Source organism: Synechococcus sp. PROS-9-1, from assembly GCF_014279775.1.
GTDB lineage: Bacteria > Cyanobacteriota > Cyanobacteriia > PCC-6307 > Cyanobiaceae > Synechococcus_C.
In genome coordinates this window covers 878,633-905,136 of sequence record NZ_CP047961.1, presented here as the reverse complement: position 1 = coordinate 905,136, position 26,504 = coordinate 878,633, and the positions used below count along the sequence as shown (strand labels likewise).

Genomic DNA, 26,504 nt, shown 5'->3' with positions numbered 1-26,504 from the left:
CAAGGACACCGTTTCAACAATGGCACCACTAAGCCTTGATGCACTCCGCGACGAAATGAGGGCGGAGACAGACTTACTGATCGTGCAAGACCTCGACGGAGTTTGCATGCCCCTCGTTAAGGATCCGCTCACACGCACTCTTCGCGCTGACTATGTAGAAGCTGCAGCAGGCATGCAAAACCGGTTCAGCGTGCTGACTAACGGAGAACACGAGGGCCGCCGTGGTGTGAACCGACTCGTTGAAAAAGCTTTAGGCGACAACCAGAAGGCACAACGCGAGGGCCTCTACTTACCAGGGCTTGCCGCCGGAGGCGTTCAATTTCAAGACCGATTTGGGGTCGTCTCACACCCTGGAGTGAGCAATGAGGAAATGAACTTCCTGGAATCCGTGCCTCAACGGATGGGGGATCTGTTGCGCATAAAACTGAGTCAAGTCTTGCCAGAGTTGCAGGGCCAAGAACTCGAGGAAGAACTCAAGCTCGCGATTCTTGATACCCAGGTCTCTCCAACCATCAACCTAAACAGTCTGTTCAGCAGAATCAAAGGTGATATAGCGCGGCAGAAACAGCTGCAGTTGATGTTGTCAGATTTGATGGATTCCCTGATGTCAGCTGCAGGAGCGGCTGGCCTACCCACGTCATTTTTCCTTCACGTCGCTCCAAACCTGGGACATGATGACTCTGGTCAGGAAAGAATCAAACCGGCAGAACCTGGGGATGTTGGAACCACTGACATCCAATTCATGCTGAAGGGAGCCATTAAAGAAGTGGGTTTGCTGGTGCTCATCAATCGTCACATCGCTCAAAAGACAGGAACAGCTCCGCTCGGTGACACGTTCAATGTGCGCACTGCGCCCCATAACCATCAAGACCTTCTGGATCTTTGTCATCAGCACATTGAACGGGAGGCCATTCCCATGCTGGTTGGAGTTGGTGACACCGTGACGTCCACGCCCTGTCCGTTGGGTGATGGTTGGCTGCGAGGAGGAAGTGACAGAGGATTTCTGACCCTTCTTCAACAACTAGGCGCAAGCTATAACCGCCCAGCCCGTGTTGTTCTTGTTGATAGCAGCCATGGAGAAGTCGATCGCCCCAATTTGAGCGACAGCAAGCTGTCAGGTATCAGCGATCCAGACGACCCACTGCGTTTTGACTGCCTCGTGAAGGGAGGTCCAGAAGAGTATGTGGAATGGTTTAAAACATTGCCTCATTAATCAATTGAAAGCTCACGGGGCAAAGTCATTCCGACCACGGGGTCAAATCGCATCGCACGATGAGCCTTGTTGCACACCAAAGACCCTGGTATCCAAAGATGGAATTTTAGTTTTGATCTCATAAGTACTAGCAAGCACTCTTCTACGCCCTTCACATTGACCTCAATCTCTCCAGCGACTGAACAACAACAAAGCGCGAAGCGATTCCCTGCCCTGAATCGTGGCGAACTTGAAACCCTTCAAGTCAATCTCGGTTACCGCTGCAATCAAAGCTGCAGCCATTGTCATGTGAATGCAGGACCGTGGCGGACGGAAATGATGGAAGAAGAGCAGATCAATCTGATTCCCAAGGTTCTCCAACACCTGAAACTCAACTGCCTTGACTTAACCGGAGGTGCTCCAGAACTACATCCCCAATTCCGATCCCTTGTACACGATGCACGAGGCCTTGGCGTACAAGTGATTGATCGCTGCAATCTCACAATCCTGCAAGAACCTGGCCAAGAAGACTTGGCTGCATTTTTAGCCGATGAAGGTGTGAAAGTGGTTGCCTCTCTGCCTTGTTTTGAAGAGGAGCGAGTGAACAATCAACGAGGAATGGGTGTTTTTCAGCGCAGCATTTCTGGACTAAAAAGCTTAAACGCACTGGGTTACGGACTTCCTAATAGCAAGCTTGAACTGGATTTAGTGTTCAATCCTTCAGGCGCACAACTACCACCAGCGCAAGGCGAACTAGAACTCCTATATCGCAAAAAGTTATTGCAGAACCATGGCATACATTTCAGCAGGTTATTAACAATCACAAACATGCCGATCCAGAGATTTGCGCAAACATTGAAAGCCCGGGGCGAGCTAGAGACTTATTACTCCTTGCTTCATCAAGCTCATCGTGACACCAACCTCAACTCAGTGATGTGCAGAAGTTTGATCAGTGTTAGCTGGACCGGAGCCCTATTCGACTGCGACTTTAATCAGCAGTTAGGCATTCCTGTGCGTTCTAGGCCAAAGAGCTTGGATGAGCTTCTTCAACAAAATGGAACCATCAACAATCAACCGATTGCTGTTGCCGCTCACTGTTTCGGATGCACTGCTGGAGGAGGCTCAAGCTGTGGTGGAGCGCTCAACTGAGCTGATCAATATCAACAGAGCCCGGCGCGAATAACAACACCCGCTCTCCCACGCGACGCTCTTGACCATTTAAGGCGTAGACACCACCTGAAACGAAGTCAGCGGTGCGCTGAGCAAGTTTCGCCTCCATCTCTGAAAGGTTGAGCAGAACTGTGCGTTGTTCCCGTACGGCCATGACAGCGTCCAACCCCTCCTCGAATCCGCGGGGTGTGAGAACGATTATTTCGTGAAAGCCTGAAACGCCAGAAAGGTCCATACTCACCAGATTGACGGAACCTTCTGCTTGCCACAAGAGCAGTAATAATTAATCAATGATTGATTCAGACCCAAAGACCAACGGGGGACACTGCGGCACGAAGCCAAAGAAATTCGCAATCGGAATTGCTCCGCTGGGAACGGTCTCCATCGGAGTTGTGCCAATGGGGGTGATTTGTATCGGGGTTGTTCCGATGGGAGTGGTCTCGATCGGTGTCGTTGCAATGGGCGTGATCAACCTGTCGGTCGTAGGGATGGGACTGTTGGCGATCGGGGTTAACACCATGGGCGTATGGACAGCAGGACCGATGAGCATGGGCCTCGTGCAATTAGGCAAGAGCGCAACGGAGCACAGCGGTCATAACCATGGCCAGACAAACCAGCATCAGGAAGGTGATGACCCAAGGTTCATGGCTTACCCCACCCGGGCCGAAGCAGAAGCCCAAGCCGCGGCTCAAGGCTGCAAAGGAGCCCACGCGATGGGTGACTTCTGGATGCCCTGCTCAGAGCATCCAACAAGCGATTAATGGTCAAAGGCAGTTAGGACAAACAGCTCGAACGGTCAAACTCGATTCGATCAGTTCAAAGTTGAAACGCTTGGCTGCCTCGCGGCCAGCCTCAAGAACCGGGGTGCTCTCAAATTCTTCGGTGCGACCGCAGCGAACGCAAATCAAATGATGATGATCGCCATGATCACCGCTTGAAAGCTCAAAACGACGACCCCCATCACTGAGTTCAAGCTCTTGAAGAAACCCCATTTCAACCAAGAGTCTCAAGGTCCGATAGATCGTCGCCAAGGAGACTCGCGCCTTGGAATCCACCAACAAGCGGTGGACATCCTCAGCGCTGAGGTGAGTGCCTCCGCCAATTTGTTCGAAAAGATCGAGAATCAGGCGCCGCTGTGGCGTTAAACGCCTGCCACCCTGATGCAACCCACGCTCAAGAGGCCCTTCAACCGGAACTGGCAACGAGGCCATTGGCGTCTGCACCGGAACAACTCTTCTCAACAGTACCCATTAATGCGAGAGGAGAACATGACTGGAATAAAGACCGGTAAGGTTTGAATCTGTTATTCAAACGCTGTGTCTACCTCCTGGCGAGTGTTGATGCGCTTCGCTGCAAGCGGGTTGTTTCTGCTGGCGCACGGATTGCTCGTGCTCGAGTACGTAGCGCTTGGAACAGCCCTTCATGGGATAGCGGAGATTTTTCTTGCTCCCTGGGCCATCCGTCATCGAGCCTGGGACTTAATCGTGATCGGTGTGATCTTTTGCGTGTTCGATCTGTGGGGGACGCTCAGGCTCACAAACACAATCGGCTGAGGAATCGCTAATCGATCTACCAACGCTGAACCAATCCAGACACATCAGACGAGGGCGAAGGAACCGTTGCCACAGAAAGCCGCTTTCGATCACGGTCATAGTCCTAGCGACAAAATTTCCCTACGAACTTGTAGAACTCTCTTTAGCTAACGGACAGCATCTAAAAGATGACTTTCTCTCTATTAATCCTTTCGGTAAGCTTCCAGCAATAAGGGATGATTTCATTCTCGATAAGAACGGCCAACCGCTCATTTTATTTGAATCAGGCTCTATTCTGTTGCACTTAGCAGAGCATCATGGAGGTGAAGTCATGGGACTCTCCTAATAGACACGTCAAGGATGAATCCCAAAACACATCACAGGAATCTTCATTGATACTGGATATCAACACAACTTTTTACCGCCCATGAATGACCTTCGAAGCACCTTGCTCTTGCATAACACTGGCCATTGGCAGGGATGTTTTATCAGGCTGGATCACGCTGCTAAAGAACAGGAACGCTTTTCTACGTCCCTTGAAGTGAAGGAAACAGAGGGCGTCATTCAGACAAGTTTGACCTACACAGAGAGTGGCCGTCAGCAGTCGATGAATTTCAGGTCATTACCTACAACCATGCAAGTCACACAGACAGGCGACTGGTCAACAGGTCCAGATTTCATTACACCATGGAGCTGGGTTGCAGAGCTCTGCGTCGTTAATCAACAACAACGACGACGCATGATCGTTCGCCATGGCGTAAGCGGACTGGATCAAGTCATTTATGTCGTAGAAGCAAAACAAGGCCTCGGGCCAGCAAGCCCATTACAACCACTGCACTGCCAATCAACATCCTTTGGATCGCTTCTCATTTGGCAACCAGAACCAGGCGTTGAGCTATTCATTGATCCGAGAGATCGCCAACAGGGAGACATCACAGGCTGTGGCATTCGCTGGCGCGATCACAATGGGATCACACATCAAATTCTGCGTCAGTACAACGCAGCAGGTGCCCTTACCCCATTAGCACTCAGTTGGATTGATCAACCAGATTGATCCAACACAACAAGGATCATGATTGAGCCCATTGCCCTATGGCACTGCCTTGATCTCTAATCGAATCGATTGAGTTGTACACCATCTCCTCCCAGTTTGACTCAGGCAACCCAGCGAACAGCATCAAGTTGAGAGGGTATTGATCAGAGTCCGTACAACGGCGAAAGTCGTCACGGAACAGGAAAACAGGCTTATTTAGTGCATAAGCAGCTCCAACCTCCACCATCACCCCTTCATCTGGAGGAGTTCCATTCACGATGGCAAAAACTCCGTCAGCGTGACGGACATCCTGCATGCATTGCTGGGCCACCCGATACGCCCATCCAGGCTTGGTGGTATCGACATTCCCATTGCGCTCAAATGGTTCCCAGACCGTAAGTCCTAGATGGGACAGGGCAGCAACAAACTCAGGAAGCAAAAGACGTTTGCACTGGGCGGAGAACCCATACGGAGAAGCAAGATAAATCGTTTTCGATATCATGAAAGAGTCTCAGAGAGTCATGGATCTAGAGGCCCGATAGCGAGCTTCATCCTCTACTGCAAGGTCTACATTTTCCCAAGGGAAGACCAACCATTCATCGGGTGAGATCGTTGTTGCAGCAATCCACCATTCCGGAGGCAGCTTGCTCATCCAAACTACAAAAGTGGCATCAACCTGTTCACGGATCGAGCCCAAAGTCTGGCCCGTTTCATACACATCATCCACAACGAGACAGCCTTGCTTTGGCTCTGTGAGCCAAAGAAGGTCGAGCGAGTGACTCAAGGCCACTGCTAAGCAAACACCACCACGGGGAACTCCATAAACACCTGTGAATGAATGAGAGGCATAGCGAGCAGTGATTGCCTCAACCGCCCAATCAAATTGGCTCCAAGTGAGTTGATGCATCAAATCGCAGGCTGCATTAAAGTTTAGAATGTATGCCTCTATTAGTCATCTAAACAGGAGGCTTCTGGCATCAGGCAGCAATGTTTTAGAAAAAACGAATGGGAAAGATAAAATACAAAATGCGGAGATCAAACTCAGAAAAGATGAGTGGGAAAGAAACGATTATTTCCCCATCAACGCCAGCCAATATCAAGATTCAGCAGTCAAATTCCACTTCTGAACGCTGTTGATGCCTAATCACGTCGTCATCCCTCATCTGGGATTCGTCATAATCCAGTGCCCGAATTGGGCACGCAGAGGCCTTAAAGGGCATGTGCTCGCCTTCGCGAATCAAGGTACCAATGGGCTGTGCTGAGGCGATACTGATCTGCATCAATGGATGCTGCAACCTATTTAGTACTAACAACTTTCAAGCATGGTGCCAGCATCTGTGCTGTCTTCCAGATCAAGGGCGCTGGAGCTCATCGTGCAAAAGACAGCGACAGCACAGGAGAAGTCATCAACAGGGGGATACCCATCTCATCGACCGACCGAAAAGCACTAAGGGGAGATCAATCTGTTGAAACTGCAAAGGAACGAGCGCTCACAGATACAGGCCAAGCCAATGAGATGCCTGGATCACCCATAACGCTTCATAAAGTCATCGAGGGTGTAAAACTCACTGTCTGTTGAGGTTTCCTTGATCAGCTCTTCAAGGGTTTTTGCTTCCATAGCTGATTGATACTCTTCAAACGACAAATCGATCCCAGGATCATAAGCATCTTTAAACAAATGATTGTATTCATTGCATAGCGCTTGAATAATGTCCCTTCGACTAAACTCCATCAAACGATCCCTATACCTTCCTCATTATTACGCATCGCGACTGTCCGGCTCGCTGGAGTTTATCGCTATCCCTCATTCCATTCGCATCAGCATCTGGACTTACAATCTCTCAATGCTATACAACAAAAAAACCTGATGTGCTTAAGAAGGCTTGCAAGTAATGTTTAACGGCTTCCCATTCTTGATCGCAAAGATTAAGCACAGAACAATGGACTTAAAACTTACAATCCTTGATATTAACTAGACAGCCTTCACAACAGACCTGCCGCTTCAAGAGTTCCTGCTGAGCATTGGATCCTGCTAACAAGCCAAGAGCCAAAACAAAGGCGGAGACAGCTGCTAGCAAAGGAAGTCGGATCACCATCAGCGATAAAAAATCTCAAAAAATGAACTTTGCAAAATACATTCAAACACTATTTCACCAGCTCATCAAACTAAATTGATCCCTATAGTGCACATTTAGCAATTTTCGCAAATTTTGACTCAATCACCAATGCCACACACCTAAATCTACGAACAATTATCGAGCGACTGAGACACCAACAATGTTGAAATCAATGGGAATAACCTGACCAATCAAGCCGAAAGAAAACTTTGGAACTCTTCCAATAATTGCAACAACCTAACTACAATTACTTTTGAATTTACTATTCAAAAGTAAACTATTTTCCCTCGGTATTTGGGTCTTTATTTGTAGCAAATCTCAGCTGTATAGTTGGGGAAATTTTGCTTCACTATCACACTCTGATTCAGGCTCAATCCAGATCCTTCAGTCTGCTTCCGCTAGAGGGTTTGGGATGGAATCAGTAGGAGCATCGAATTGCCCCTCAAGGACATATTCGAGACGCAACTTCATAAATGTAATGAAGGTGGAGTCTGTGGAAACCACTGCTGCCGAAGGTTGTGGCACCTTCGCTTTGATCTCAGACATTTCAGGTGCATTCAGAAAACTTGGATTGAGAACAAGCCAGAAATCAATCTCCTTGCCTTGTTCGCCGTAATGCCTGCGTCTTTCCTTGAGCACTTCTTCCAACGGTTCTTCTTCTGTCAAGAAGCGAGCACTGGCTGCAACAAAATGATGTGTGGTCATGAGCTACTGCTTCCGAACAAGGGGTCACGTCTGGGATTCTGAACCAGGCGCTTCATCTCTCTCACCGCTTCTTGTAAGCCCACAGAGAGAGCGCGGGCCACAATCGTATGCCCGATGTTGAGCTCTTCCATTCCTGGAATTGCAGCAATGGGCTCCACATTTTGGTAGGTCAAGCCGTGGCCTGCATTGACCCGCAATCCCATCGACCGCGCTTGTTCCGTGGCCTCGATGAGACGTGCCAAGGTCATCGGTTGTTCCCTCCAGCTGGCCTGCGCATAGCGTCCGGTATGGAGTTCAACCCAACGGGCTCCGCTTTGCTGACAGGCTTCCAGCTGGTTTCGATCTGGATCCACGAACAAACTCACAGGAATGTCGTTGCTCTGAAGGGTATCGATCACGGAAGACAAGCTTGTGCACTGACTACGGACGTCTAAGCCTCCCTCCGTTGTGACTTCCTCTCTTCGTTCTGGCACCAAGGTGACCATGTCTGGTTGCTCTCGCAGCGCAATGTCCACCATCTCCGTGGTTGCTGCCATTTCTAAATTCAAACGAGTCCGCACCGTTTGCCGTAAAAGCGTTAGATCGCGATCTTGGATGTGACGGCGATCTTCCCTGAGGTGAATCGTGATCCCATCAGCTCCACCCAACTCAGCCATCAAAGCCATTGGCACAGGATCAGGTTCGACCGTGCGCCTGGCTTGCCGAACATTGGCAATGTGATCAATGTTGACCCCGAGACTGGCCACAACCCTCGTCCAAAGATCCAATTTTATGCGCGGGTGGTCTGCAAGCGAGACGCCGTTCTAACTGCCCAAGCTTGAGCGATACGGAGACAGGGACAACCTAAATTCCGAGCCTGTAGGACAGCGGTATTAAGCCGTGGGCATTGCTCCGAAAACTAGAGGTGAAGTTTTGGGTTCAGCGATGAACCCCTTCTGGTCTTCGCTTGCGATGTTGTTCACGCAAGACTTGGCATTGCCTTGGTATTTCCGAGAGCGTCATGTGCTCGGGGCCCATCATCTCCCCAAGGAAGGGCCTGTGCTTTTGGCCCCGACCCATCGAGCCCGCTGGGATGCCCTGATCTTGCCTATGGCAACGGGTCGACGCATCACCGGCCGTGATTGCCGCTTCATGGTGACGAGGAGCGAAATGAAAGGTGTTCAGGGCTGGTTTCTCTATCGACTCGGCTGCTTTCCCGTGGACCAGGGACGTCCAACCCTCACGTCGCTTCGCTATGCCATCGATCTATTAGCGGCTGGTCAGCAAGTTGTGGTGTTTCCCGAGGGGCGCATCAACCGCACCGACGAACCGATTCGATTGAGACAAGGACTCGTTCGACTTGCCCAACTGTCCAACTCCAATGGAATTCCTGTCAGCGTTGTTCCCGTAGGGATCGCCTACAGCGAGGCCAGTCCCTCAGCCTCTGGTAGTGCTGCAATCTGCTTCGAGGCTCCCCTCCTAGCCGATGGAACGGGTAGGCAAGCTGCAGCTCATTTGACTCAGCAATTATCAGATCGGATGCATACGGCTGAACAAGCGGCCCGACAGGCGGTGGGCCGACCACTAAGAACCCACTAAAGTCCGCCCACTGTCCTGCTCAGTTCATGCGTTCCCGTCTCACCATCACCGCCTTAGCCCTTTTGGCTGGCTTGGCTGCTGCCCCCGTGCAGGTGTTGGCTCAGTCTTCAGATGGAACCAACCCATCTGTGAGCAAAGTTCTGGCGTCAAGTGGTGCTGGTTTCAATGTTGCTGCTGTCCGCACCCTGCTTAACCGCGGTGATGCAGCAGTGGCCTCAGGAAATCTTGATCAAGCCAAGACCGATTACGACAATGCCCGGACTGCTGCAAAGCAGCTTCTAGCTTTCTACAGAGATCTGAGCGGTGCTTTCAGAGGTCTGGATGCTCGAATTCCAAGAGAGATGGATTCCAAAGGCCGCGAAGCTCTCTCCCTTTTGGCACAAGCCAATTTGCGTTTGGCCGCTTTGTTTAGACGGCAAAATCAACCAGAAGTTGCGGTACCAGTTCTCGTTGAAGTCGTCCGTCTGATGACTCCGGCCAGCAGCGAAGGTCAGAAGGCTTATCAAAGCTTGATTGAGCTGGGGTTTGTTGAGACTCCGTTCGCTGGAGCGAAATCAGCGAAATAAGAAGTGATCCACAGGAGTCATTCACGACGTTGATCTGCCAGCATCAGCTCAGTTCAATCCCGCGTTGCATGGTTCAGTCAGATGCGGTGAGTTCGGCGATTCGCCGAGCTCTTCCAGATGCTCAGGTGTCAGTGGAAGACCTCACAGGAGGTGGAGATCATCTTCAGGTGACGGTGGTATCTGCAAAATTCGAGGGTCTCACCCGAATCAAACAGCACCAATTGGTCTATGGCGCTTTGCGTGAAGATCTTGCGAGTGAGGCAATTCATGCTTTAGCACTCACCACTTCCACGCCTGGCTAAACATCCGCTCGTTACGTCCTTATCCTTTTACGCCATCTTTAATCCATGGATTCCCAAACGAAAGAGCGCATTCAAACGCTGATCCAGTCCAGTCCTATTTTTGTGTTCATGAAGGGCACGAAATTAATGCCTCAATGCGGCTTTTCAAACAATGTCGTCCAAATCCTCAATGCCCTCGGCATGAGTTTTGAGACCTTTGATGTGTTGTCTGACATGGAAATCCGGCAGGGCATCAAGGATTACTCAGAATGGCCAACCATTCCCCAGGTTTACCTCAAAGGGGAATTTATGGGTGGATCCGACATCTTGATCGAGATGTATAACAACGGAGAATTAAAGGAGAAATTAGAGGTTGAGCTCGCCAGCTAAAACTGAGCGTTGAGAACTGACCCAAGAGATTTGACCCTTACCAATCACGATGGGGATGGCTGTACAGCGTGCTGACGTCCCCATCGGGGCCAATAAAGCTTGATGGGTCCATGATCCATCGTTCAACAAGCGACTCGAGGCGAGCCATTTCGCGTGTTTCCAGTGCACGACTGCGTCTCAGCGCATGCAAATATCCATCGGCATACAACCTCAGCTCAGACGGGCTGTGATATCTGGTGGTCAGCTCCTGACAGGCATCGCACAGCGACTGGAAGTGTCGAATGGCTTCAGGATGCTGAAGGGATGTCATCTTTAGTGTGAGCTGCAGCCTCTGCTACCAGCAATCTGTGTATAGGTACTAGCGTAAGCGCGGTTTTCCCTGCTGTGTGACCTCCTCATCCCGGGACCTTCTGGACAACAATCCAGACTTGGTCTCCACATCACAATTTGTACCGTCTGCAGGTCAGCCTCGAGAACCGTTCCGGGTCCTGGTGGTTGAGCCCCATCCCACGCTGAGAACTGTTCTGGTTCAGCGTCTGCGTCAAGACGGTCATCTGACTGCAGCGGTCTCCTCCCCTGCTGAAGCTCAGGAGCTTTGTCAGGACCAATCTCCAGATTTATTGGTTTGTGCTGAGCTCCTCGAGCAAAGTTCAGCTTTGCGCTTGGCACAGCAATTGCGTTCGCCGGTCATCGTCTTAACCGCTCGTAGTGGTGCTGAGCCGGTCGTAGGACTGCTTGATGACGGTGCTGACGATGTACTCCGCAAGCCCTTTGGGCTTGAGGAGCTAGCTGCTCGTTGCCGCACATTGCTTAAACGAGGCCACAGCGGCCTCCAGGAGCGCGTCAGCGTGGGACCTTTAGAGGTTCATCTCCTTCTTCGACAGGTCACCCTGCGCGAGAAGCCTGTTGAGCTCAGCCCACGGGAATTCGCCTTGCTCTGCGCTCTGTTGATGCCTCCAGGAATGGTGCGGAGTCGTCAGGAATTGCTGCGCATGGCGTGGCCCCCCTTCAGTGGAGGTCCCCGATCCGTTGATACCCAGGTGCTCACACTGCGACGCAAACTTGAGCAAGCAGGGTTGGGAGATGGAGGCGGTATCACGACCGTTCGCCAGCAGGGCTACCGATTCAGCCTTGAAAACATCAGGGACTAAGGAATCGGTCCTTTGCTTCCTCAAACAGCTGTTTAAGGTTCTCTGCCTAAAACGAGACGGGCAGAAGATTCAATTGCTTCTGAACCAGCAGCGGTAGTGGAATAACCATGGCTATAAGCAGCAGAAAATACTGCTATGCAGGGATCCGTCTCAGCCCAATGGCATAGCTGTTACTGCTCAAAACCATGACTAGTTTTGTTATTGCGGGCAGCCTTGTTCTCTTAAACATGGCTCTGATCTCCACCATCTGCTATCAGTGCCGTTAATTATAAGCGGATCAAAATCATTCTCTTAGACGCATTATCTCCAGGCCTAGCAAATATCTTTTTTAAGCTTTAATTCTCCAAAATCAGTTTCAATTGGAGTCTTCTAGATCACTCGAATCATCAGGGAATGATGATCAAACCCTGCTGCACAGCAAAGGCTACGGATCCTTCACCAACAAGCATCAAAGCAGCCAACACAGCAAGCAGTTGATAGGTCCAAGGGGGTGTCAATCTGCCAACACCGGTGGTTCTCAATGAGCTCTGGGATTGAATCAAGGCGAGAAAACGATCAAATTGTTCAAGACGCTGTGGCAGCAGACGTTGGCTCTGATCATGGGTTGTGATGTAAAACACCTTCCCCCCTTGACTCGTACCGACAGGAACGAGCGCTTTCATCTCGGTCCAGTTCAGGCTCCAGCCACGACGCAGTAACCAACTGCACCAGGGAGGGTGACCGACTGTGATTCCAGAGCTAGTAACGGTGACTTGTTCGCTAAGCATCGCCAATACAACGAGCAATCCCAAAGGAACAGCGGCAAGCAGCCACAAGCGCAGAGATTCAGGAGCCAGGGCCGGCAATGGCAGCACCAAGGCTAAGTAAACGGTGATCAACGTTCCGCGAATCAACGGGGAGAGCTGAAAACAATGGTTGCTGTCGTTCATCGATCCTCCGCAGAGCCAGGTAAGGGCTCGATCACGTCATTGGGGCGATATGCCCCACCAAACACCTCCGCCTCTCGACCTTTCCAGAATTCACCCAAGCGCATGAGGTCGGAGTGTGCCTCTTTGAGGCTGCCCATGTATTCCTCTTGGCTCATGTTGCTGCGAGCTTCCTTGAGCTTGGCCAATCGCAACATCTGCAACATCCAAGGCTTACTCAGCTCCCCCCGGCTCTCGAGATAGCGAGCCAATTCAGCGGCGCTTGGAGGAGTGGACTCCACGATGGGCGTTGCCTGAGGAATTAAACCTTAAGCAGAGACAACCATCGTTAGCGTGATCGAGCGATGGTGCTGCTATCGACTCAAGCTGGAAGAGACCAAGGGTTTAGGCCAAGATCCGCCCCGATCCTGTGGCTGCAGGCATAACCACTAAAGGCCACGGCATTGAGCCCTTGGCCGGGGAAACAGGAATCACCTACGCAATACAGATTTTTCAGGCCGGTGCGGTTAAACGGCATCGGCAACAAGCCAGGGAGTCGGTTCGCAGGAACTGGTCCGTAGCTACCTCCCATGCGGCCAAGGAAGCGCCGATGCGTGCGTGGCGTCCCAATTTCCTTGAACTTAATGGCGCTCTTCAAGCCGGGAAGGAGTGCTTCCAGACGATCGATCAAGCGATCGGCATCCTGCTGTTTCTTCTCTGCATAAGCGGATGGAGAGAGACCTTTCCAATAGCGCATATCGCTCTGCGTAAAGGTATGCAAAATGTGCCGTCCAGCTGGAGCCAAAGAAGGATCCAGAAGAGATGGCATCGACACAAACACCACACCTTGCTCTGCTTCCATCTCAGCCCAGTTCTCAAGCAAGAGGTGATGGCAGTGAAAACCATCCGGAACCACCGAGGCATCAACGCCGAGATGGAGGGACAGGAATGATGACGAGGGCTGGTAGCGCTTGCGCCAAGTGGTTTCAGCGGCTGGCGTGTGCTCAGGGCCAACCAGAGTTGACTGTGCTGAACCTTCCCCGGCGAAGGTGTCCCAGCGAGTGGCGTTGCTCACGATCCGCTTGGCTCGTAGCTCCTCACCATCAGCAAGCCGAACGCCAACAGCCTGACCCTGTTCAATCAACACGTTGGTCACGCGATGCTTGTAGCGAATTTCGCCACCATTGGCTTCCAGGCCAGCCACGAGTTTTTCAGCGATCACTCCCACGCCACCTTTGGGATAGTTGATGCCACCGGCATGCCGATCGGAGAACACCATGCCGGCATTGATCATGGGTGTGCGATCTGCTGGCATCACTGACCAGCAGAAACATTCCATATCGATCAAACGCAAAAGATCCTCATCCTTGATGTGCTTTTTGGCCACATCACCAACATTGAAAGGAAGCCACCGAGCCAGACCAAGGCAAGCAAGTGGAGCCTTAAAAAATACTTTTGCGAGATAGGCCGGATCTTCCAAAGAGAGCAATGGCATCGCATCTAAACAACGAAACACCTGCCAGCAGGTCTCGTAAAAAGCGCAAATCCCCTTGGCTTCATGGGGGAAGCGGGCACTCATTCGAGTAATGAAGTCGTCGTAGTCCCTGTCCACGGCCATCGAGAGGCCGTCTGGAAGGTGATATTCAAGCTGCACAGCGTCAGGAACCGTCGCGCAGTGCTGACCGACGTCAGCCAGCGCTCTGGTGAGCAAGTTGGTGTGCCCCTTCTCTCCAAAACCAAAAATCATCGAAGCACCTACATCGAAGGTGTATCCATCTCTGCGAAAGCTCCCACCAGACCCCCCTGGAATCAGATACCGCTCGAGGACCAAGGTCTTCGCTCCCTTCGCAGCCAGTTGTGATGCTGTGACCAGGCCACCGATCCCAGATCCGATGACGATTACATCCCAGTCAGGCATCGGAGCGACGATTCATCCTTTGATCCAGACCCTAGGAGGCTCCGGTGGTGGAGAAGGGAGGGGTGGCCGTAAGAATCAGCTCTGAGGGCAGCCTTAGCGGCAAAGCTTTAGACGTGCTTCAAGCGGTGCAAGCCACATGGGCGATATGGCTCTCTTCGATGGTTCGCTGAAGATCGGCCAAAGCTCTGTCGCGATAAGCGCCATAACGAGCACGCTTATCTCTAATGCGCTCCTGCAGTTCAGGCATTAAGCCGAAATTTGGGGGCATCGGTTGGAATTTGCCCGACGGTGCCTCACTGATGAAATGGGTGAGTGCTCCGATCATCGTGGTGTGCGGCAACTGAATCGGGTCTTGACCCTGAACCAACCGCGCTGCATTCGTGCCAGCCAACCAGCCTCCTGCAACAGCAGCTGCATATCCCTCCGTGCCTGTGATTTGGCCGGCGGCGAGCAGATGAAGACGGCGGCGGAACTGGAGGGTCGGCTCCAACAGTTCTGGTGCCTCCAAAAAGGTGTTGCGATGCATCACCCCAAAACGAACGAAATCGGCCTGCTCTAAGCCTGGGATCAAACGCAACACCCGTTTCTGCTCCCCCCACTTGAGATTGGTCTGGAAACCCACGAGATTCCAGAGTCGTCCGTCCTTGTCTTCCTGCCTCAATTGCACAACGGCATAGGCCCGTTTTGCGCGGCGCACATCACGGTCAGTCACGTCTCCCCAGCGCGGATCCCATAAACCGATGGGCTTAAGAGGGCCGTAACGCATCGTGTCCTCGCCACGACGGGCCAACTCTTCAATCGGCAAGCAGCCCTCGAAAAAAGTGGCGCTAGTCTTGTCAAAATCCTTGAGTTCGGCTTGTTCGGCCTCCAAGAGAGCCGCTCGAAAGGCCAGAAACTGATCTCGATCCATCGGGCAATTGATGTAATCGGCATCGCCCTTGTCGTAGCGGCTGGCCCGAAAGGCCTTGGTCATATCGATACTTTCACCCTCAACGATCGGACTCGCCGCGTCGAAAAAATGGCAATCGTCTCGGCCGGTGAAAGCGCGTAAATCATCGGCCAACGCTTCACTCGTGAGAGGACCTGTGGCCAGCACGGTGATCTGATCAGGATCAGGAAGCGCTAGCTGCTCTTCTCGACGGATCGTCACCAAGGGATGGTCGTCTAGGACAGACGTGAGAGCAGCGCTGTAACGGCCGCGATCCACAGCGAGAGCACCGCCGGCGGGGACGGAATGATGATCCGCCGTTTGGATGACAAGGGATCCAAGACGCCTTAATTCTTCCTGCAACAAACCCGCTGCACGGTCACTGCTAAGAGCTCCGAAGCTGTTGCTGCAAACCAGTTCGGCGAACTCAGAGCTGTGATGAGCAGGAGATCGCTTGAAAGGGCGCATTTCCCAGAGCGTGACCGGAATGCCTGCTCTTGCAATCTGCCAAGCAGCTTCAGTACCGGCAAGGCCAGCACCAATCACAACAACCGAAGACTGTTCGCTCAAGGACGATGGGATCGAGAACTCAACTCAACCTATCGATCAAGATCAAGCCCGGCTTCGTCTGATCATCAGCTGGAGCTGACCAACAGCAGCACGACCGATGTTGAACCCAGCCCAGGCAAGTGCCAGAAGGATCGGAGAAGCCACGAGCACGAGCCGAAGGTCCATGAGTTCATTTACAAAAGCTTTAGGAGTTTAAGGACAGTTGGGAGAAGCCGGGATCAACAGTGGGCAGTCCGTTTGGTTTTGCATCAATTGAGACCACTTAGCAGCTAGCTCGGCGTAGTGGTCTGCGTGCTGCCACTGATCCTCGATCTCTTCCTCACTCAGCTCACGTTTCACCTTGGCGGGCACACCCGCCACAAGCGTTTGGGCTGGGACATCCTTCGTGACCACAGAGCCTGCAGCAACGAGCGCTCCCCTCCCAACTTTGACGCCATTGAGCACAACGGCACCGATGCCAATCAGGCAACCAGCCTCAAGCAAGGCCCCATGAACAACCGCTCGATGTCCAATCGTCACGTTTTCAGCAATGTGAACGGGAAACGTTGGATCGCCGTGCAAAACAGCTCCCTCCTGAACATTGCTACGAGCACCGATATAAATGGGTGCCATATCGCCACGCGCGACGGCCGTTGGCCAAATGCTGGCCCCTGAACTCACAGTCACATCAGCCATCAAAACGGCTCCAGGTGCAATCCAGGCATCGGAAGCGATGCAGGGTTGGGGCCAAGGGTTGTTCATTCCTAACTTGGTCATCAGTTCGGGGAGCAAATATCTTGGTGGAGGATCGTTGAGTGATAACCTCCACAGGTGCCTAATTGGCATGCCCATGCGGCGGGTCGCTAGCTCAGCGGTAGAGCACTCGGCTTTTAACCGATTGGTCCTGAGTTCGAATCTCAGGCGACCCATTTGTTCAAAGCTACACCTTTCTCCATTCTTTCTTAATGGTTTCAGGTGAAGGAACCTTGGATCAGTAAAACCATGAAATGCGTCGCCATTGTTGACGATGATCCACGGTTACGTGAGTTAATTCGAGTTGAATTGATTGACGAGGGTGTTGAGCCTGTTATTTGCTCGGATGGAGAAGCTTTACTTGAGCTCTTAGATCAACGCCAAATTGATTTAATTTTACTCGATTTAATGATGCCCAAGATGGACGGCATGACCTGTCTACAACGACTGCGTGAGCGTTGCAATGTTGTGCCTGTTTTGGTCGTTACTGCTTTTAATGAAGACAACAAACGCAGCCAAGCCAAGGCACTCGGAGCTAATGACTTCATACTGAAACCAGACCTATTTGAGCTTCTACCCGAATTACTCGAACGTTATCTCTGAACAGAGGTCTTGATCCCAAGGGATGATTTAGGGCGTGGGAATTGCAATGTCACAACAAGGCCCAGACGAGCTGAGCCAGTTGGTGCATCAGGAGACGAACAACTCGCCGAACCACCCATTCCTTCCATCAGGCTTTGCACCAAAGAAAGACCAAGTCCACCTCCATCCGCCATGTCTGCGTTTCGATGCTCCTCAATACGGGTAAATCGCTCAAATGCTGCAACACAAAGATCTTCATTTTTGATACCAGGACCATTGTCTATAAATTTCAGCTCCACATGAGACACTGATTGAACAAATTTGATCTGGATCAACGGCTTAGAACCAGAAAAACGACGACTATTATCAAGAAGGTTATCAAGAATCAGATGAAAAGCATCTTGGTCTAACTGCACCTGATAGTCATCAGTTTCATTGACGGCGATCACCTGCAAACAGCCTCTTGATTCAGGATTTAACGTAACAATCCATTGACCAATAAAATTTTGCAAATCATCGATTTGCAACTTCCATCGGCGGCTATCAGTATCTAGCTCAGAAAGCAACAAAAGATGATCGACAAGAGTTGCTATGCGCTGTGTTTCCTCTACAGCATCGGACAAGGATTGCTGTAAAGTATTAGAAAACTGTTTTTTCCGCTTCAGTCGATGCAAGTTTCCAGCAATAATTGCAAGCGGAGTTCTTAATTCATGAGCAAGATTATCGATAAATTGTCGTTGTCTTGCCAAGGCTTTCTCTAATGGATCAAGATCACGAAAGATCAGCAAAGTAAAGTTCTGATCTATTTGCATGATCTGACGCCAACTCACCGATCGCGTAATCAATTGCGTCTCTTCAGGAGCAGGATCAGATAGGGCTTGGATGAGATAGGAATTGCGACCCTCAGCCGTTAGGGCTTTTTGTAGAGGGTGACTAGGCTCTTCATCCCCCATTGGGCTTCGATCAAGATGGTGGAACTGCAGCAAAGCTGAAAGAGGCCGTCCAATCATCTGCAATGTGATTCCTCCTCCCCAAAGATCTGCTGCTTGCTGGTTCGCCCAGCGCACTGCTGCAGATTCGTCGAGGATCAACATCGCTTCACCCGTGGAATCAAAGGCAACTCTCAACAGCCCAAGCGACTGACTCATCTGCTGAATCAGAGCTCTGGACTCTGCTTCTGCTGACCCGGAAAAGCTATCTTCAGCAAGCATGGGGGCCTTCCAGGGGCCTCAGCGTTGCCGCAAAGCTCCATCCACCCGCATCACTGCGTTCAGCAACGATGAAATGTTCACTACGAATCTCAGCTCCATCACTACATATGGTCGCCAACTCGAGGGGGTGATTGACAAGCTTTGACGTCTCAGTGAGTTTGAAGCGAGAGAAGCCTGCATGATGAAGTTCACGGAAGGATGCGGGCAGGATCATCCCAATCGTTTGCCCCACTAAGCCATCGTCCCAGCCATAAATCAGGCGAAAGCGGTCGTTGAACTCAACCACCTGACCCTGCTCATCCGTTCGAACAAAAGGGAGATTGTGTTGCTGCCTTAAAGCATCAACCGCGCCAGGGGTCCAGGAATTTGACATGCCCGGAAAAGCTTTTTGTCAGCTTAGACACGCATCTATGGGATCAGGTGAACCCATTCCTTTAAAGTGAATGGGCTACGGGGTGTAGCGCAGTTTGGTAGCGCGCCTGCTTTGGGAGCAGGATGTCGCAGGTTCGAATCCTGTCACCCCGATGCCCGAGACGTCATTCATGACGGGCTCAGTTGCCGCCTCCCCAGGGCGGCTTTTTTATTGGGTTGAGAGTGGTGTGCGCAAAATGTGCGCAAAGCGGTAAGTAAGGGACGGGTTTTACGGACGACTTTCCGAGCATTACGCACAACATCCCATCAGCCACGCCATCATTTTTTAACTGAGCCTCAGGTTGCGGCTGGCGCTGGTGTGAGTCTCTAGTCAGTTTGGGGGATTCGCTCTAGATCCAATGGTGAGAAAGTTGAAGGACAGGTACAACATGTGCACCTAATGCCGGACCTGACTTTTCCTCAATCACAATGATTCCAAGGAGGAGGGTCTAGTACTTGAATCAATAGAAGCTCAGCAGGTGTTACTCCTACTGCCCAAGAGCGATGTCCTTTTCTGTTATTGGTTCCCTGATCACCACCAAAGCTGATATCTCCAGGCCCCATGTCTACGATTACTCCATCCATCGTCTCCACTCTCCAGCGTCCACGGAGGGGAATGATCCATTGTGGCATTGGATTTTCATGCCACTCACCAATTTCTCCCGGCATCAGAATTAACGTGATTAATTTGGCACTACCGCTGTAGTGCAGTGCACTCCAGATTGGAGCCGCTCCCTCAGCAAACACTGATTGCTTATGACCCGAGAGCGATTGAAGGGTCTGACAACTTTTTCCTTGATCGTTGACCCATACACGCCAAAACTTTATATCTTGATTTTTCACAACTTCGTTACCAGTCTAATTCTAGTTAGTCAAAGATAGCTAATCATCCAATCCAGACGCAATCAAGTTTTTGACGGAGGCAAGTCGAAGATCACAACAATGTCGATATCGATCTCCAGACTAAATATTCACTAGCCCCGCCACGAGCGGGGTTTTTGCAGTCTGCAATACATAACAAAGCTGAAACAACCTATTGCAGCGTGGAGCAGCGATCAAAGCAAGGCATTGTGCGCGCAATAGAACCTTATCAATGCAACGTTCCTTACGCCTGTCGTTATCGCTGAGCGGTGTTGCTGCGCTGGCACTCTCTAACGGCGCTCTGCTGCCTGCCATTGCTCAAGACGGTGGCGGTGCAGATGATCTTGGGGTGATGGAGATCAACCTCAAGGATGCTGTTCAGTTCAACTGGGGTTTCCAGGGGGCACTGCAAGGAGCAGGAACACCGAATCAAGCAGGCATCGGTGGCTTCTTGCCTCTCTCTGTTGGCGAGAACAGTGTGTTCTTTGCTGATGTGCTGCTTAATGCAAACTTTGCTGATTACGGCAATGACAGCAGCATCATCAATACAGAAGTTGCTGGCACCACAATCAGCACCTCATCAAGGCTTGGTTATCGCTGGTTGAATGGTGATCGCTCTTGGATGTACGGGCTAAATGCTGGTTATGACAGCCGCCCGATGAATACAGGTGGAACTGATACAGTCATCAATGTGAGCGGCACAGAGAAGAGTGCTTTCTTCCAGCAGGTCGCAGTCAATGCTGAAGCAGTTTCTAATGATTGGAACTTCAATGCCTATGCCTTGATTCCTGTTGGTGATACAGAGCAGCAGCTAAATAGAGCCTATCAAGGCGGGGCGCTTGATACCTATGGCCTGGATGTTGGTTATTTCATCACTCCAGCCGTTAATGCTTCTGTTGGTTATTACTACCAACATGGTGATCTAGGAACAGCAGATGGTTCCGGCGTACTCGGGCGCTTGGCTTATGAAATGACAAGTGGCGTCACAGCAGGAGTAAAGCTCTCCTACGACGAAGCATTCGACACTCGTGTGTCTGCAGACATCAAGGTTCGTTTTGGTGGTCCAAAGACAACATCACAGCGGAAACAAGTTCAACAGCTACCTGTTGTTAATGTGCTAACATCAACACCAAGAAATAGAACTATTCGAATTCATGATGCTTCGTACGATGTAAGCAAATGCTGGAAATACGAAACTAACGAAACAACCCTAGACAAAAACTACAGCACAGAAACATGTTCTAATTACTCAACAGGCTATGAATCAGCATCATCGGCCTGAGCGACTAAAACATCGGCATATGAAAGCTGCACAAAGAGAGCTGGAGCGTTTTCTAATGAGGAGACAGTAAAAACTAACGGGAAGTCCAAAACACATACTATTGCCAGACCAATACATGATCGAATCAACAAGATACTCTTTGTTTCATGATAAACTTTGATAAGCCTTTAGTGCTTTGCCAGATATCAATCAGCGCGAGAAGGAAGGTGAGCGCTGGAAGGCAACAGCGACAGATGGAATCAATAGCAATGATAAAAGCTATTATTGCGTCAAAGGTTCTAGGTAAAGGCAATGACTCTCTATAAAATCATCCTCAATAAAACAACAGGTGAGACACAAACGCAATGGTCTTCTGAATCCCATGAGGAGATTATGAAGCTATGGGAAGAGGAGAAGGACGAACAGGATAAGTTCAGCAAGATAGATATGGAGTTAGTTCTTTGTAAGGATGATGAAGTGTTAGATGACTATGAGATAATAGATGCTCAACGGGAGTGGATAGTCATTGACTAACAATCATGAACCCTGGCATTACTATGTCAGTTACGAGGATGGTGAAGAAATGGTTATTGAATATTACGACTATATCTTTGAAGCATTGGCGAGCTACCATGAAGCAATCAACGAAGGACCAGAAGAGTTCAATTTGGTTGAAGTAGAGGTCGGTAGATGTGATTTAAGGATGTTAAATATGGAGCCAATTGAATACTATTTATTCAGTGATTCGACTAGATACGCAACAGCATGATGAGCGCAAAGATTTACAAGCTTCATCGCTAGTGGTTATTACTTGCAAAAGGTTGAAACTAAAAGCGGATCGATCAGCAATTAATGGTTAGGCTTTAGCCCTTTTGGGAGATAGCTCCCAAAAGATAACTATCCGATTTAATGCGGTGAAGAAAGGGGCGTTGCTTGTTACTCAGCTTCTTGGATGAATTTTTTGAGTCTCTTGATCAGCTCAGGATTTACTTTGCCCCGGAATTGTGAGTCGGTCGTGTGCCGAGAGCCATCCGTCAGCCACTTGACCAATTCACAAGGATCTGACTGCTGTTCTCCGTCGATGTCGATCAGACCAGCACCATGCTCAATTGCCTTTGTCAGCCATTCTTCTGAGGTTTGCCCCTTGTTGCCGAAGACCTCGACAGTGAAGGTGACAGGGATGGTGATTTGGGTCTTCCACATCCCATCACATCCAAACTCTTTACGGATTTGTTCGCTCTCTTCGAGCCTGGGCTTTGAGACGTTCATTAATTCGTAGTGGATGTTTGCGAGCACCTAGTCATCATCACCGAACCTGAACGCATTGGCGGCTTCAAGGTAGAGCAAGATCGCGATGGTGCAGTCTTCATCCAGATACAACTCGATCGAGCTGAAAGCAATACAAACCCTGTAAGGGTAAAAGCAGAGGAGTGGTTGTCCGCAATCAATCAGATGCTGCACAACGATCAACAGCCGCAGAAGGCTTTTGACCAGAGCAGGTCAAACAACCACCATTAATTCGATACGGCGCAAGATGCCCTCGGAGGCATAGTGTGCCCCGAAAAAACAACACTTGACCCAACTCCCTTGCATGGGCATCTGTAAGCGGCAGAGATAGCCATCCATCGGGAACGTCACCTTTCAGTTGAGATCGCCGCTGCTCTGCATCAATTCGTCGTTGATGCTCTTCACGGTCATTTTTGGCGCAGACACCTTCAACTTGAAATTCTCGAGAACAATCCAAGCAGGCGGTCACTATTGGCTTCTTACGGGCTGAATTATGCGAAAGCTTGTCACCTGGAACCTCACGATCCTGACCACAAGAACATCGACACCACCAATAGGCATTTCCGCTTTTGGTGCGACGCTCTGAAGTACGGAAAACCGTGAGCTTTCCGTATACCTCACCAACTCGGTTCCGGGGCTTGGAGGGCATTGGGAACGGCAAGCAAGTGAGCTACTTAGTCATTCTGGCCTGGCATTGTTCAAAGAGAGGTGGCAGGTGGTCTAGGAACCAACCTGGACAAAGAAAATGCTCATAAAGACACGGACTGTTGAGTAAAAGCCTGGCCTCTGCATAGATCACATGCGAGAGAGAGACAGGTTCACTTTCAAAATGAGCAGTCTTGGAAGGATAAGATGATCATTGGCTTGTTATCTCTAGGTGTAATTATTCCATTGATTGGCACAGTGATTAATCAAAGACATAAAGAATGATGCCATAGGGAACAGCGCATGGATTGCGAAAGAAAATGAAACAACTCAGAAGACTGTCAAGCCTTTTAGATATTGATTCAATTCAACAAGCAAGCGCTCACTCGCCTAGGAGCAATTGAGTTGCTACGACTTGAGTCTTGACATCAAGCGAAGAAGCATCTTAAGAACGGTATACTTTGACCAATACGTTCAGAACATCAATGGCCGGAAAGAAGACAAAACCATTTAGTCCAAGGGAAGATATTTCTTCCCTAAACAAGCAGATAAGAAGAAAAGAAAAGCGCGTTCAAAAGGTTATTGACCAAAAGCAAGGAGTAAGACAGTCGTATCTTGAAGCAATGGAGAAACTGCGAAAGAATACAACCAATGAACTTCTAAGTATAGAAAATATTCAAGATGATTTTACCTCAACAATGGAGTGCCTCGACAAAGAGGAAGAGAGCTTCAAGCTAGAAATCAAAGAGCTTTCAGAACGAAGAGCTCAACTCAACAAAAGCATCATAGATAAAAATGCAAGTTCATTCTTCCCTAAAAAAACCGTGGCGCTAACCATTATTGCTCTTGTTGCTTTAGGCTCAGGACTGCTTCTATCGCAAAAGCATCAGCCGTTCAATCAGCCTTCTTCTGAAAAAAGAATTCAAAATTAAACACTTGCAGCCATGACACAAGGCTGGAGGGTAAATTATTCAACGTTCTCCAAACTAAATATTCACCAGGAGCATAACGATCGATCATACATTATGCCGCACCTCAAAAAAAACGTGTCAACAACATAGCAAATCGGCATGATTGCTTACCATGCAACCTTATCGATTGATCATGGGAATAGATTTCATTCAGCCGGACAAAGCCTGTTCAGTGAATCATATCTTTACCAATATCCAATCAAACTTGAGTTACTGACAATTCTTGCTCAAGAATTTAGCAGCAGGAGCATGGCCCAGATCTAATGCTTTTCTCCAATCAACACATGCATCGCTCATGACACCAGACATCTCCATTGCAATGCCACGGTTGAAGTAAGCATTGCCATCCTTCGGGCTAATCTCTATTGCCTTATCAAAATCTTGAATTGCACCTTCAAGATCACCTAATCTTGCTTTAGCAATTCCGCGGCTTCCGTAGGAATCAAGATAATTTGGTTTCAGTTGAATTGCTTTATCGTAATCAACAATAGAACCTTGAAAGTCTCCTGATTTCGCTTTGGCGAGACCACGATAAAAGAAACTTTCGGGATCCTCTGGATTAAGCTCTATTGCTTTATTAAAGTCCACAAGTGCTCCTCGATAGTCACCAGATCCAAGCTTTTCCGCACCGCTAGTGAAGTCATTCAGGTCAGGAGTAGTGAAACCAGCCGATAAAAATGCAAGCAAGAAGAGCAAAACTGCGACTACGGTGTTACGAATAGGCACTTCATGAAGCTGCTTAACTTCGACCATCGTAGTCAGAGCACCGCGTGCAGTGAACAGCAACCAGCTTCAATTGAGAATGTATCGCCACAAATTCCAACTTTGAAGACAACAGACTTGATTATTTAATACACCAAGGCAAACAGGCCATCGCCCACTTCTCTATGGATTACATCATTATTGTCTACAACATTCAGCTTGTTTTATGTGCTGAGTGGGCAAAGACGATCCATCCAAGGTTTGCGCAGTCAACGTCTCTGCTCAGTTAGCAGCCCTAGCTGGATGATGATCATCGAGTTCAACAGTTTTCGATTCGATGCCCACCATTGCGTTGCTCGGCACAGGTCTGCTCGGTGTGGCGATCGGCCACCGTCTGCTCGAGCAGGGGGTGACGTTGAAAATCTGGAACCGATCCGCAGCAAAATGTGAGCCACTCCTGAAGCAGGGGGCTGAGCAGATTGAAAACCTCGATGGGGCAGCGAAGGGCTGCCAAGCCGTGATCACGGTGCTGCGTGACGGGCCCGTGAGTGCAGAGGTGATTGCTGAGCTGGGTGACCTCGATGCCGTCTGCTGCCTACCGATGGGCACGATGGGCATCAGCGAATCGCGGCAACTTGAACTGCAGGTTCAAGGGCAGCAGGGTTTCTACCTGGAAGCTCCAGTCTTGGGGAGCAAACCAGAGGCACTCAAAGGCACGCTGCTGGTGATGGCAGGAGGCGATGCTGCCATCTTTCAACAGCAATTACCGCTGCTACGCCTGCTGTCTGCTGATCCGAAGTGGATGGGGCCAACCGGCAGTGCAGCTGCCAGCAAGCTGGCTCTCAACCAGCTCATTGCCAGCCTCACCCACGGCTATTCCCTGGCCTTGCGATTGGTTCAAGCCTCAGGCTTAGAGATAGAACGTTTTATGGAGGTGCTTCGCCCTTCAGCGCTCTATGCACCAACTGTCGATAAAAAACTCGACCGGATGCTCTCGAACGACTTCACCAATCCCAACTTCAGTACGGCGCTGCTGCGCAAAGACTTGCAGCTCTTTGTTCGTGAGGCGGCTCTGGCTGGGGTGAATGCTGAGGCACTCGAGGGGTTGGTCGAACTCCTAACTCTCGCGAAAGGAACACCCCTTGATGCAGGCGATTATTCAGCGCTGCATGCTTTGACAGCAGATTCAGCCAAAGATCATTGAGGTCTTGATGGTCTTGAAATGAATAGCGAGTGGTGACTCCTTCACTGGAACAAGCAGCCCTGACAGCAACGAGTCATCCGTGACAGAGATGGATGCCGGTGGCACTGTGGCTATGTAATGAGGTGGCGCCATGGCTCTGATTCCTCGCTGGCAGTACATGTCTGACAGCAGCAAAGCAATCGTTAAAAACGTCGCTGGCACGGCATTCGTGCTCTTGATCGGTTTAATGCTCCTCCGAGCCTTTTTCGGATGGATCGTTCTCGCCGTGATCATCTGGGCAGGATGGAAGGTCCTCAACCGCAAGTAGGCGGGGTACGACACAATCTCGATCAAGACGGTCCGAGCCAGACTGACGACATGAAGCGTCTATTGCGACTCCTTAAGCGACTGACAGGCAAAGCACAGAAGCCCCCGCTCCATACGCCGGAAGAGTTGGAGTGCTTCAAAAGGGATGCCATCGAGAACCGAGGCAAGCACTACTAATGCAGGGCGCATTTGAGTTGGGGCTACTTGCCATCCTTTTTCTTGGTCTCCAGGTTTGGTGGCTCAGCAAAGTCTTTTTAAATCGACCTCGGCAGCCCAGACCCATGGGCACTTCAAA

Annotated in this window: 39 protein-coding genes and 2 tRNA genes; 21 read left to right on the top strand and 20 right to left on the bottom strand. The window is 50.3% G+C overall.

Features of this window, described 5'->3' with window-relative positions:
* Positions 1–19: 19 nt before the first annotated feature.
* Complete coding sequence (stpA, locus tag SynPROS91_RS04835; protein ID WP_186518866.1) at positions 20–1,213, top strand: glucosylglycerol 3-phosphatase; 1,194 nt, start codon at positions 20–22, stop codon at positions 1,211–1,213.
* Between the two features lie 156 nt (positions 1,214–1,369).
* Positions 1,370–2,341, top strand: coding sequence for an arsenosugar biosynthesis radical SAM (seleno)protein ArsS (arsS, locus tag SynPROS91_RS04830; RefSeq protein ID WP_186518864.1), 972 nt, complete (start codon positions 1,370–1,372; stop codon positions 2,339–2,341).
* On the opposite strand, the gene SynPROS91_RS04825 is transcribed toward arsS, so the two are convergent.
* On the bottom strand, positions 2,334–2,597 hold the full coding sequence (locus tag SynPROS91_RS04825) for a cell division protein SepF (RefSeq protein ID WP_255439985.1): 264 nt from the start codon (positions 2,595–2,597) through the stop codon (positions 2,334–2,336). The genes arsS and SynPROS91_RS04825 overlap by 8 nt on opposite strands.
* Positions 2,598–2,652: 55 nt before the next feature.
* Between SynPROS91_RS04825 and SynPROS91_RS04820 the strand changes: the two genes are divergently transcribed.
* Positions 2,653–3,123, top strand: a complete 471-nt coding sequence (locus SynPROS91_RS04820) for a hypothetical protein (RefSeq protein ID WP_186518860.1) — start codon at positions 2,653–2,655, stop codon at positions 3,121–3,123.
* A 3-nt stretch (positions 3,124–3,126) separates the two neighbouring features.
* Here SynPROS91_RS04820 and SynPROS91_RS04815 read toward each other — a convergent pair whose 3' ends face one another.
* On the bottom strand, positions 3,127–3,573 hold the full coding sequence (locus SynPROS91_RS04815) for a Fur family transcriptional regulator (RefSeq protein ID WP_186518858.1): 447 nt from the start codon (positions 3,571–3,573) through the stop codon (positions 3,127–3,129).
* A gap of 129 nt (positions 3,574–3,702) precedes the next feature.
* Here SynPROS91_RS04815 and SynPROS91_RS04810 point away from each other — a divergent pair, with 129 nt between their 5' ends.
* The 3 genes from SynPROS91_RS04810 (at position 3,703) to SynPROS91_RS04800 (ending at position 4,948) form a co-directional block, all read left to right on the top strand.
* Positions 3,703–3,915, top strand: coding sequence for a hypothetical protein (locus tag SynPROS91_RS04810; protein WP_186519477.1), 213 nt, complete (start codon positions 3,703–3,705; stop codon positions 3,913–3,915).
* A complete protein-coding gene (locus tag SynPROS91_RS12360; protein WP_370586794.1) occupies positions 3,875–4,240 on the top strand; it encodes a glutathione S-transferase N-terminal domain-containing protein in 366 nt (121 codons plus the stop codon). Before SynPROS91_RS04810 ends, SynPROS91_RS12360 begins: the two co-directional genes overlap by 41 nt.
* A gap of 81 nt (positions 4,241–4,321) precedes the next feature.
* Positions 4,322–4,948 (top strand): DUF3598 family protein, encoded by a 627-nt coding sequence (locus SynPROS91_RS04800; protein ID WP_186518856.1) that lies wholly within the window; start codon positions 4,322–4,324, stop codon positions 4,946–4,948.
* Positions 4,949–4,964: 16 nt separating this feature from the next.
* On the opposite strand, the gene SynPROS91_RS04795 is transcribed toward SynPROS91_RS04800, so the two are convergent.
* Entirely contained in the window at positions 4,965–5,429 is a 465-nt protein-coding gene (locus SynPROS91_RS04795) for a nucleoside 2-deoxyribosyltransferase (RefSeq protein ID WP_186518854.1), read from the bottom strand.
* A gap of 9 nt (positions 5,430–5,438) precedes the next feature.
* Positions 5,439–5,834, bottom strand: a complete 396-nt coding sequence (locus SynPROS91_RS04790) for a phosphoribosyltransferase (RefSeq protein WP_186518852.1) — start codon at positions 5,832–5,834, stop codon at positions 5,439–5,441.
* 28 nt (positions 5,835–5,862) lie between these two features.
* Here SynPROS91_RS04790 and SynPROS91_RS04785 point away from each other — a divergent pair, with 28 nt between their 5' ends.
* Positions 5,863–6,054 carry a hypothetical protein gene (locus tag SynPROS91_RS04785; RefSeq protein ID WP_186518850.1) on the top strand — a complete coding sequence of 64 codons (192 nt, stop codon included), beginning with the start codon at positions 5,863–5,865 and terminating at the stop codon, positions 6,052–6,054.
* Positions 6,055–6,452: 398 nt separating this feature from the next.
* Here SynPROS91_RS04785 and SynPROS91_RS04780 read toward each other — a convergent pair whose 3' ends face one another.
* The 3 genes from SynPROS91_RS04780 to SynPROS91_RS04765 form a co-directional block, all read right to left on the bottom strand.
* Positions 6,453–6,659: a hypothetical protein gene (locus tag SynPROS91_RS04780; protein WP_186518848.1), complete on the bottom strand. Its 207-nt coding sequence runs from the start codon at positions 6,657–6,659 to the stop codon at positions 6,453–6,455.
* 769 nt (positions 6,660–7,428) lie between these two features.
* Complete coding sequence (locus SynPROS91_RS04770; RefSeq protein WP_186518844.1) at positions 7,429–7,749, bottom strand: MgPME-cyclase complex family protein; 321 nt, start codon at positions 7,747–7,749, stop codon at positions 7,429–7,431.
* Positions 7,746–8,495 (bottom strand): pyridoxine 5'-phosphate synthase, encoded by a 750-nt coding sequence (locus tag SynPROS91_RS04765; protein WP_186518842.1) that lies wholly within the window; start codon positions 8,493–8,495, stop codon positions 7,746–7,748. Before SynPROS91_RS04765 ends, SynPROS91_RS04770 begins: the two co-directional genes overlap by 4 nt.
* A gap of 178 nt (positions 8,496–8,673) precedes the next feature.
* On the opposite strand from SynPROS91_RS04765, the gene SynPROS91_RS04760 reads away from it, so the two are divergent.
* From SynPROS91_RS04760 to grxD, 4 genes are all read left to right on the top strand, one after another.
* The gene (locus SynPROS91_RS04760; RefSeq protein WP_255439941.1) at positions 8,674–9,327 is read left to right on the top strand and encodes a 1-acyl-sn-glycerol-3-phosphate acyltransferase; all 654 of its coding nucleotides are present in this window, start codon (positions 8,674–8,676) and stop codon (positions 9,325–9,327) included.
* 26 nt (positions 9,328–9,353) lie between these two features.
* Entirely contained in the window at positions 9,354–9,893 is a 540-nt protein-coding gene (locus tag SynPROS91_RS04755) for a hypothetical protein (RefSeq protein ID WP_186518840.1), read from the top strand.
* A gap of 68 nt (positions 9,894–9,961) precedes the next feature.
* Complete coding sequence (locus SynPROS91_RS04750) at positions 9,962–10,195, top strand: BolA family protein (RefSeq protein WP_186518839.1); 234 nt, start codon at positions 9,962–9,964, stop codon at positions 10,193–10,195.
* A 45-nt stretch (positions 10,196–10,240) separates the two neighbouring features.
* Positions 10,241–10,564 (top strand): Grx4 family monothiol glutaredoxin, encoded by a 324-nt coding sequence (grxD, locus tag SynPROS91_RS04745; RefSeq protein WP_186518837.1) that lies wholly within the window; start codon positions 10,241–10,243, stop codon positions 10,562–10,564.
* Positions 10,565–10,601: 37 nt separating this feature from the next.
* Here grxD and SynPROS91_RS04740 read toward each other — a convergent pair whose 3' ends face one another.
* Positions 10,602–10,874: a DUF6761 family protein gene (locus tag SynPROS91_RS04740; protein ID WP_186518835.1), complete on the bottom strand. Its 273-nt coding sequence runs from the start codon at positions 10,872–10,874 to the stop codon at positions 10,602–10,604.
* Between the two features lie 118 nt (positions 10,875–10,992).
* Here SynPROS91_RS04740 and SynPROS91_RS04735 point away from each other — a divergent pair, with 118 nt between their 5' ends.
* Entirely contained in the window at positions 10,993–11,715 is a 723-nt protein-coding gene (locus SynPROS91_RS04735) for a response regulator transcription factor (RefSeq protein WP_186519471.1), read from the top strand.
* Between the two features lie 386 nt (positions 11,716–12,101).
* Here SynPROS91_RS04735 and SynPROS91_RS04730 read toward each other — a convergent pair whose 3' ends face one another.
* The 6 genes from SynPROS91_RS04730 to SynPROS91_RS04705 form a co-directional block, all read right to left on the bottom strand.
* Positions 12,102–12,644 carry a hypothetical protein gene (locus tag SynPROS91_RS04730; RefSeq protein WP_186518833.1) on the bottom strand — a complete coding sequence of 181 codons (543 nt, stop codon included), beginning with the start codon at positions 12,642–12,644 and terminating at the stop codon, positions 12,102–12,104.
* Positions 12,641–12,922: a hypothetical protein gene (locus tag SynPROS91_RS04725; RefSeq protein ID WP_186518831.1), complete on the bottom strand. Its 282-nt coding sequence runs from the start codon at positions 12,920–12,922 to the stop codon at positions 12,641–12,643. The genes SynPROS91_RS04730 and SynPROS91_RS04725 overlap by 4 nt, the downstream gene beginning before the upstream one ends.
* An 80-nt stretch (positions 12,923–13,002) precedes the next feature.
* Entirely contained in the window at positions 13,003–14,538 is a 1,536-nt protein-coding gene (crtH, locus tag SynPROS91_RS04720; protein WP_186518829.1) for a carotenoid isomerase, read from the bottom strand.
* 118 nt (positions 14,539–14,656) lie between these two features.
* A complete protein-coding gene (gene trmFO / locus SynPROS91_RS04715) occupies positions 14,657–16,036 on the bottom strand; it encodes an FADH(2)-oxidizing methylenetetrahydrofolate--tRNA-(uracil(54)-C(5))-methyltransferase TrmFO (RefSeq protein WP_186518827.1) in 1,380 nt (459 codons plus the stop codon).
* Between the two features lie 42 nt (positions 16,037–16,078).
* Positions 16,079–16,201: a photosystem II protein Y gene (locus tag SynPROS91_RS04710; protein ID WP_186518825.1), complete on the bottom strand. Its 123-nt coding sequence runs from the start codon at positions 16,199–16,201 to the stop codon at positions 16,079–16,081.
* 27 nt (positions 16,202–16,228) lie between these two features.
* On the bottom strand, positions 16,229–16,792 hold the full coding sequence (locus SynPROS91_RS04705; RefSeq protein ID WP_186518824.1) for a gamma carbonic anhydrase family protein: 564 nt from the start codon (positions 16,790–16,792) through the stop codon (positions 16,229–16,231).
* 80 nt (positions 16,793–16,872) lie between these two features.
* Between SynPROS91_RS04705 and SynPROS91_RS04700 the strand changes: the two genes are divergently transcribed.
* Positions 16,873–16,944, top strand: a tRNA-Lys gene (locus tag SynPROS91_RS04700).
* Between the two features lie 73 nt (positions 16,945–17,017).
* Complete coding sequence (locus SynPROS91_RS04695; RefSeq protein ID WP_186518822.1) at positions 17,018–17,371, top strand: response regulator transcription factor; 354 nt, start codon at positions 17,018–17,020, stop codon at positions 17,369–17,371.
* Here SynPROS91_RS04695 and SynPROS91_RS04690 read toward each other — a convergent pair.
* Both SynPROS91_RS04690 and SynPROS91_RS04685 read right to left on the bottom strand, forming a co-directional pair.
* The gene (locus tag SynPROS91_RS04690) at positions 17,362–18,561 is read right to left on the bottom strand and encodes a PAS domain-containing sensor histidine kinase (RefSeq protein WP_186518820.1); all 1,200 of its coding nucleotides are present in this window, start codon (positions 18,559–18,561) and stop codon (positions 17,362–17,364) included. The two genes, SynPROS91_RS04695 and SynPROS91_RS04690, sit on opposite strands and share 10 nt — an antisense overlap.
* Positions 18,551–18,934 (bottom strand): PAS domain S-box protein, encoded by a 384-nt coding sequence (locus SynPROS91_RS04685; RefSeq protein WP_186518818.1) that lies wholly within the window; start codon positions 18,932–18,934, stop codon positions 18,551–18,553. The genes SynPROS91_RS04690 and SynPROS91_RS04685 overlap by 11 nt, the downstream gene beginning before the upstream one ends.
* A gap of 78 nt (positions 18,935–19,012) precedes the next feature.
* Here SynPROS91_RS04685 and SynPROS91_RS04680 point away from each other — a divergent pair.
* Positions 19,013–19,086 (top strand) — tRNA-Pro (locus tag SynPROS91_RS04680).
* A gap of 306 nt (positions 19,087–19,392) precedes the next feature.
* Here SynPROS91_RS04680 and SynPROS91_RS04675 read toward each other — a convergent pair.
* The gene (locus SynPROS91_RS04675) at positions 19,393–19,815 is read right to left on the bottom strand and encodes a cupin domain-containing protein (protein WP_186518816.1); all 423 of its coding nucleotides are present in this window, start codon (positions 19,813–19,815) and stop codon (positions 19,393–19,395) included.
* 250 nt (positions 19,816–20,065) lie between these two features.
* Between SynPROS91_RS04675 and SynPROS91_RS04670 the strand changes: the two genes are divergently transcribed.
* Positions 20,066–21,115 carry a carbamoyl-phosphate synthase gene (locus SynPROS91_RS04670; protein WP_255439939.1) on the top strand — a complete coding sequence of 350 codons (1,050 nt, stop codon included), beginning with the start codon at positions 20,066–20,068 and terminating at the stop codon, positions 21,113–21,115.
* Positions 21,116–21,406: 291 nt separating this feature from the next.
* Complete coding sequence (locus SynPROS91_RS04665) at positions 21,407–21,628, top strand: hypothetical protein (protein WP_186518814.1); 222 nt, start codon at positions 21,407–21,409, stop codon at positions 21,626–21,628.
* 402 nt (positions 21,629–22,030) lie between these two features.
* Here the strand turns inward: SynPROS91_RS04665 and SynPROS91_RS04660 are convergent, their stop codons facing one another.
* Positions 22,031–22,390 (bottom strand): hypothetical protein, encoded by a 360-nt coding sequence (locus SynPROS91_RS04660; RefSeq protein ID WP_186518812.1) that lies wholly within the window; start codon positions 22,388–22,390, stop codon positions 22,031–22,033.
* Between the two features lie 148 nt (positions 22,391–22,538).
* Positions 22,539–23,030, bottom strand: coding sequence for an early protein (E6) (locus tag SynPROS91_RS04655; protein ID WP_186518810.1), 492 nt, complete (start codon positions 23,028–23,030; stop codon positions 22,539–22,541).
* 481 nt (positions 23,031–23,511) lie between these two features.
* On the opposite strand from SynPROS91_RS04655, the gene SynPROS91_RS04650 reads away from it, so the two are divergent.
* Positions 23,512–23,958 carry a hypothetical protein gene (locus SynPROS91_RS04650; protein ID WP_186518808.1) on the top strand — a complete coding sequence of 149 codons (447 nt, stop codon included), beginning with the start codon at positions 23,512–23,514 and terminating at the stop codon, positions 23,956–23,958.
* A gap of 249 nt (positions 23,959–24,207) precedes the next feature.
* Here SynPROS91_RS04650 and SynPROS91_RS04645 read toward each other — a convergent pair whose 3' ends face one another.
* Positions 24,208–24,750, bottom strand: a complete 543-nt coding sequence (locus SynPROS91_RS04645; protein ID WP_186518806.1) for a tetratricopeptide repeat protein — start codon at positions 24,748–24,750, stop codon at positions 24,208–24,210.
* A gap of 286 nt (positions 24,751–25,036) precedes the next feature.
* On the opposite strand from SynPROS91_RS04645, the gene SynPROS91_RS04640 reads away from it, so the two are divergent.
* The 3 genes from SynPROS91_RS04640 to SynPROS91_RS04630 all read left to right on the top strand — a co-directional run bounded on the left by SynPROS91_RS04640 (position 25,037) and on the right by SynPROS91_RS04630 (position 26,386).
* A complete protein-coding gene (locus tag SynPROS91_RS04640; protein WP_186518804.1) occupies positions 25,037–25,903 on the top strand; it encodes an NAD(P)-dependent oxidoreductase in 867 nt (288 codons plus the stop codon).
* Between the two features lie 130 nt (positions 25,904–26,033).
* Positions 26,034–26,210 carry a hypothetical protein gene (locus SynPROS91_RS04635; RefSeq protein ID WP_186518802.1) on the top strand — a complete coding sequence of 59 codons (177 nt, stop codon included), beginning with the start codon at positions 26,034–26,036 and terminating at the stop codon, positions 26,208–26,210.
* Positions 26,186–26,386 carry a hypothetical protein gene (locus tag SynPROS91_RS04630; RefSeq protein WP_186518800.1) on the top strand — a complete coding sequence of 67 codons (201 nt, stop codon included), beginning with the start codon at positions 26,186–26,188 and terminating at the stop codon, positions 26,384–26,386. The genes SynPROS91_RS04635 and SynPROS91_RS04630 overlap by 25 nt, the downstream gene beginning before the upstream one ends.
* Positions 26,387–26,504 lie beyond the last annotated feature (118 nt).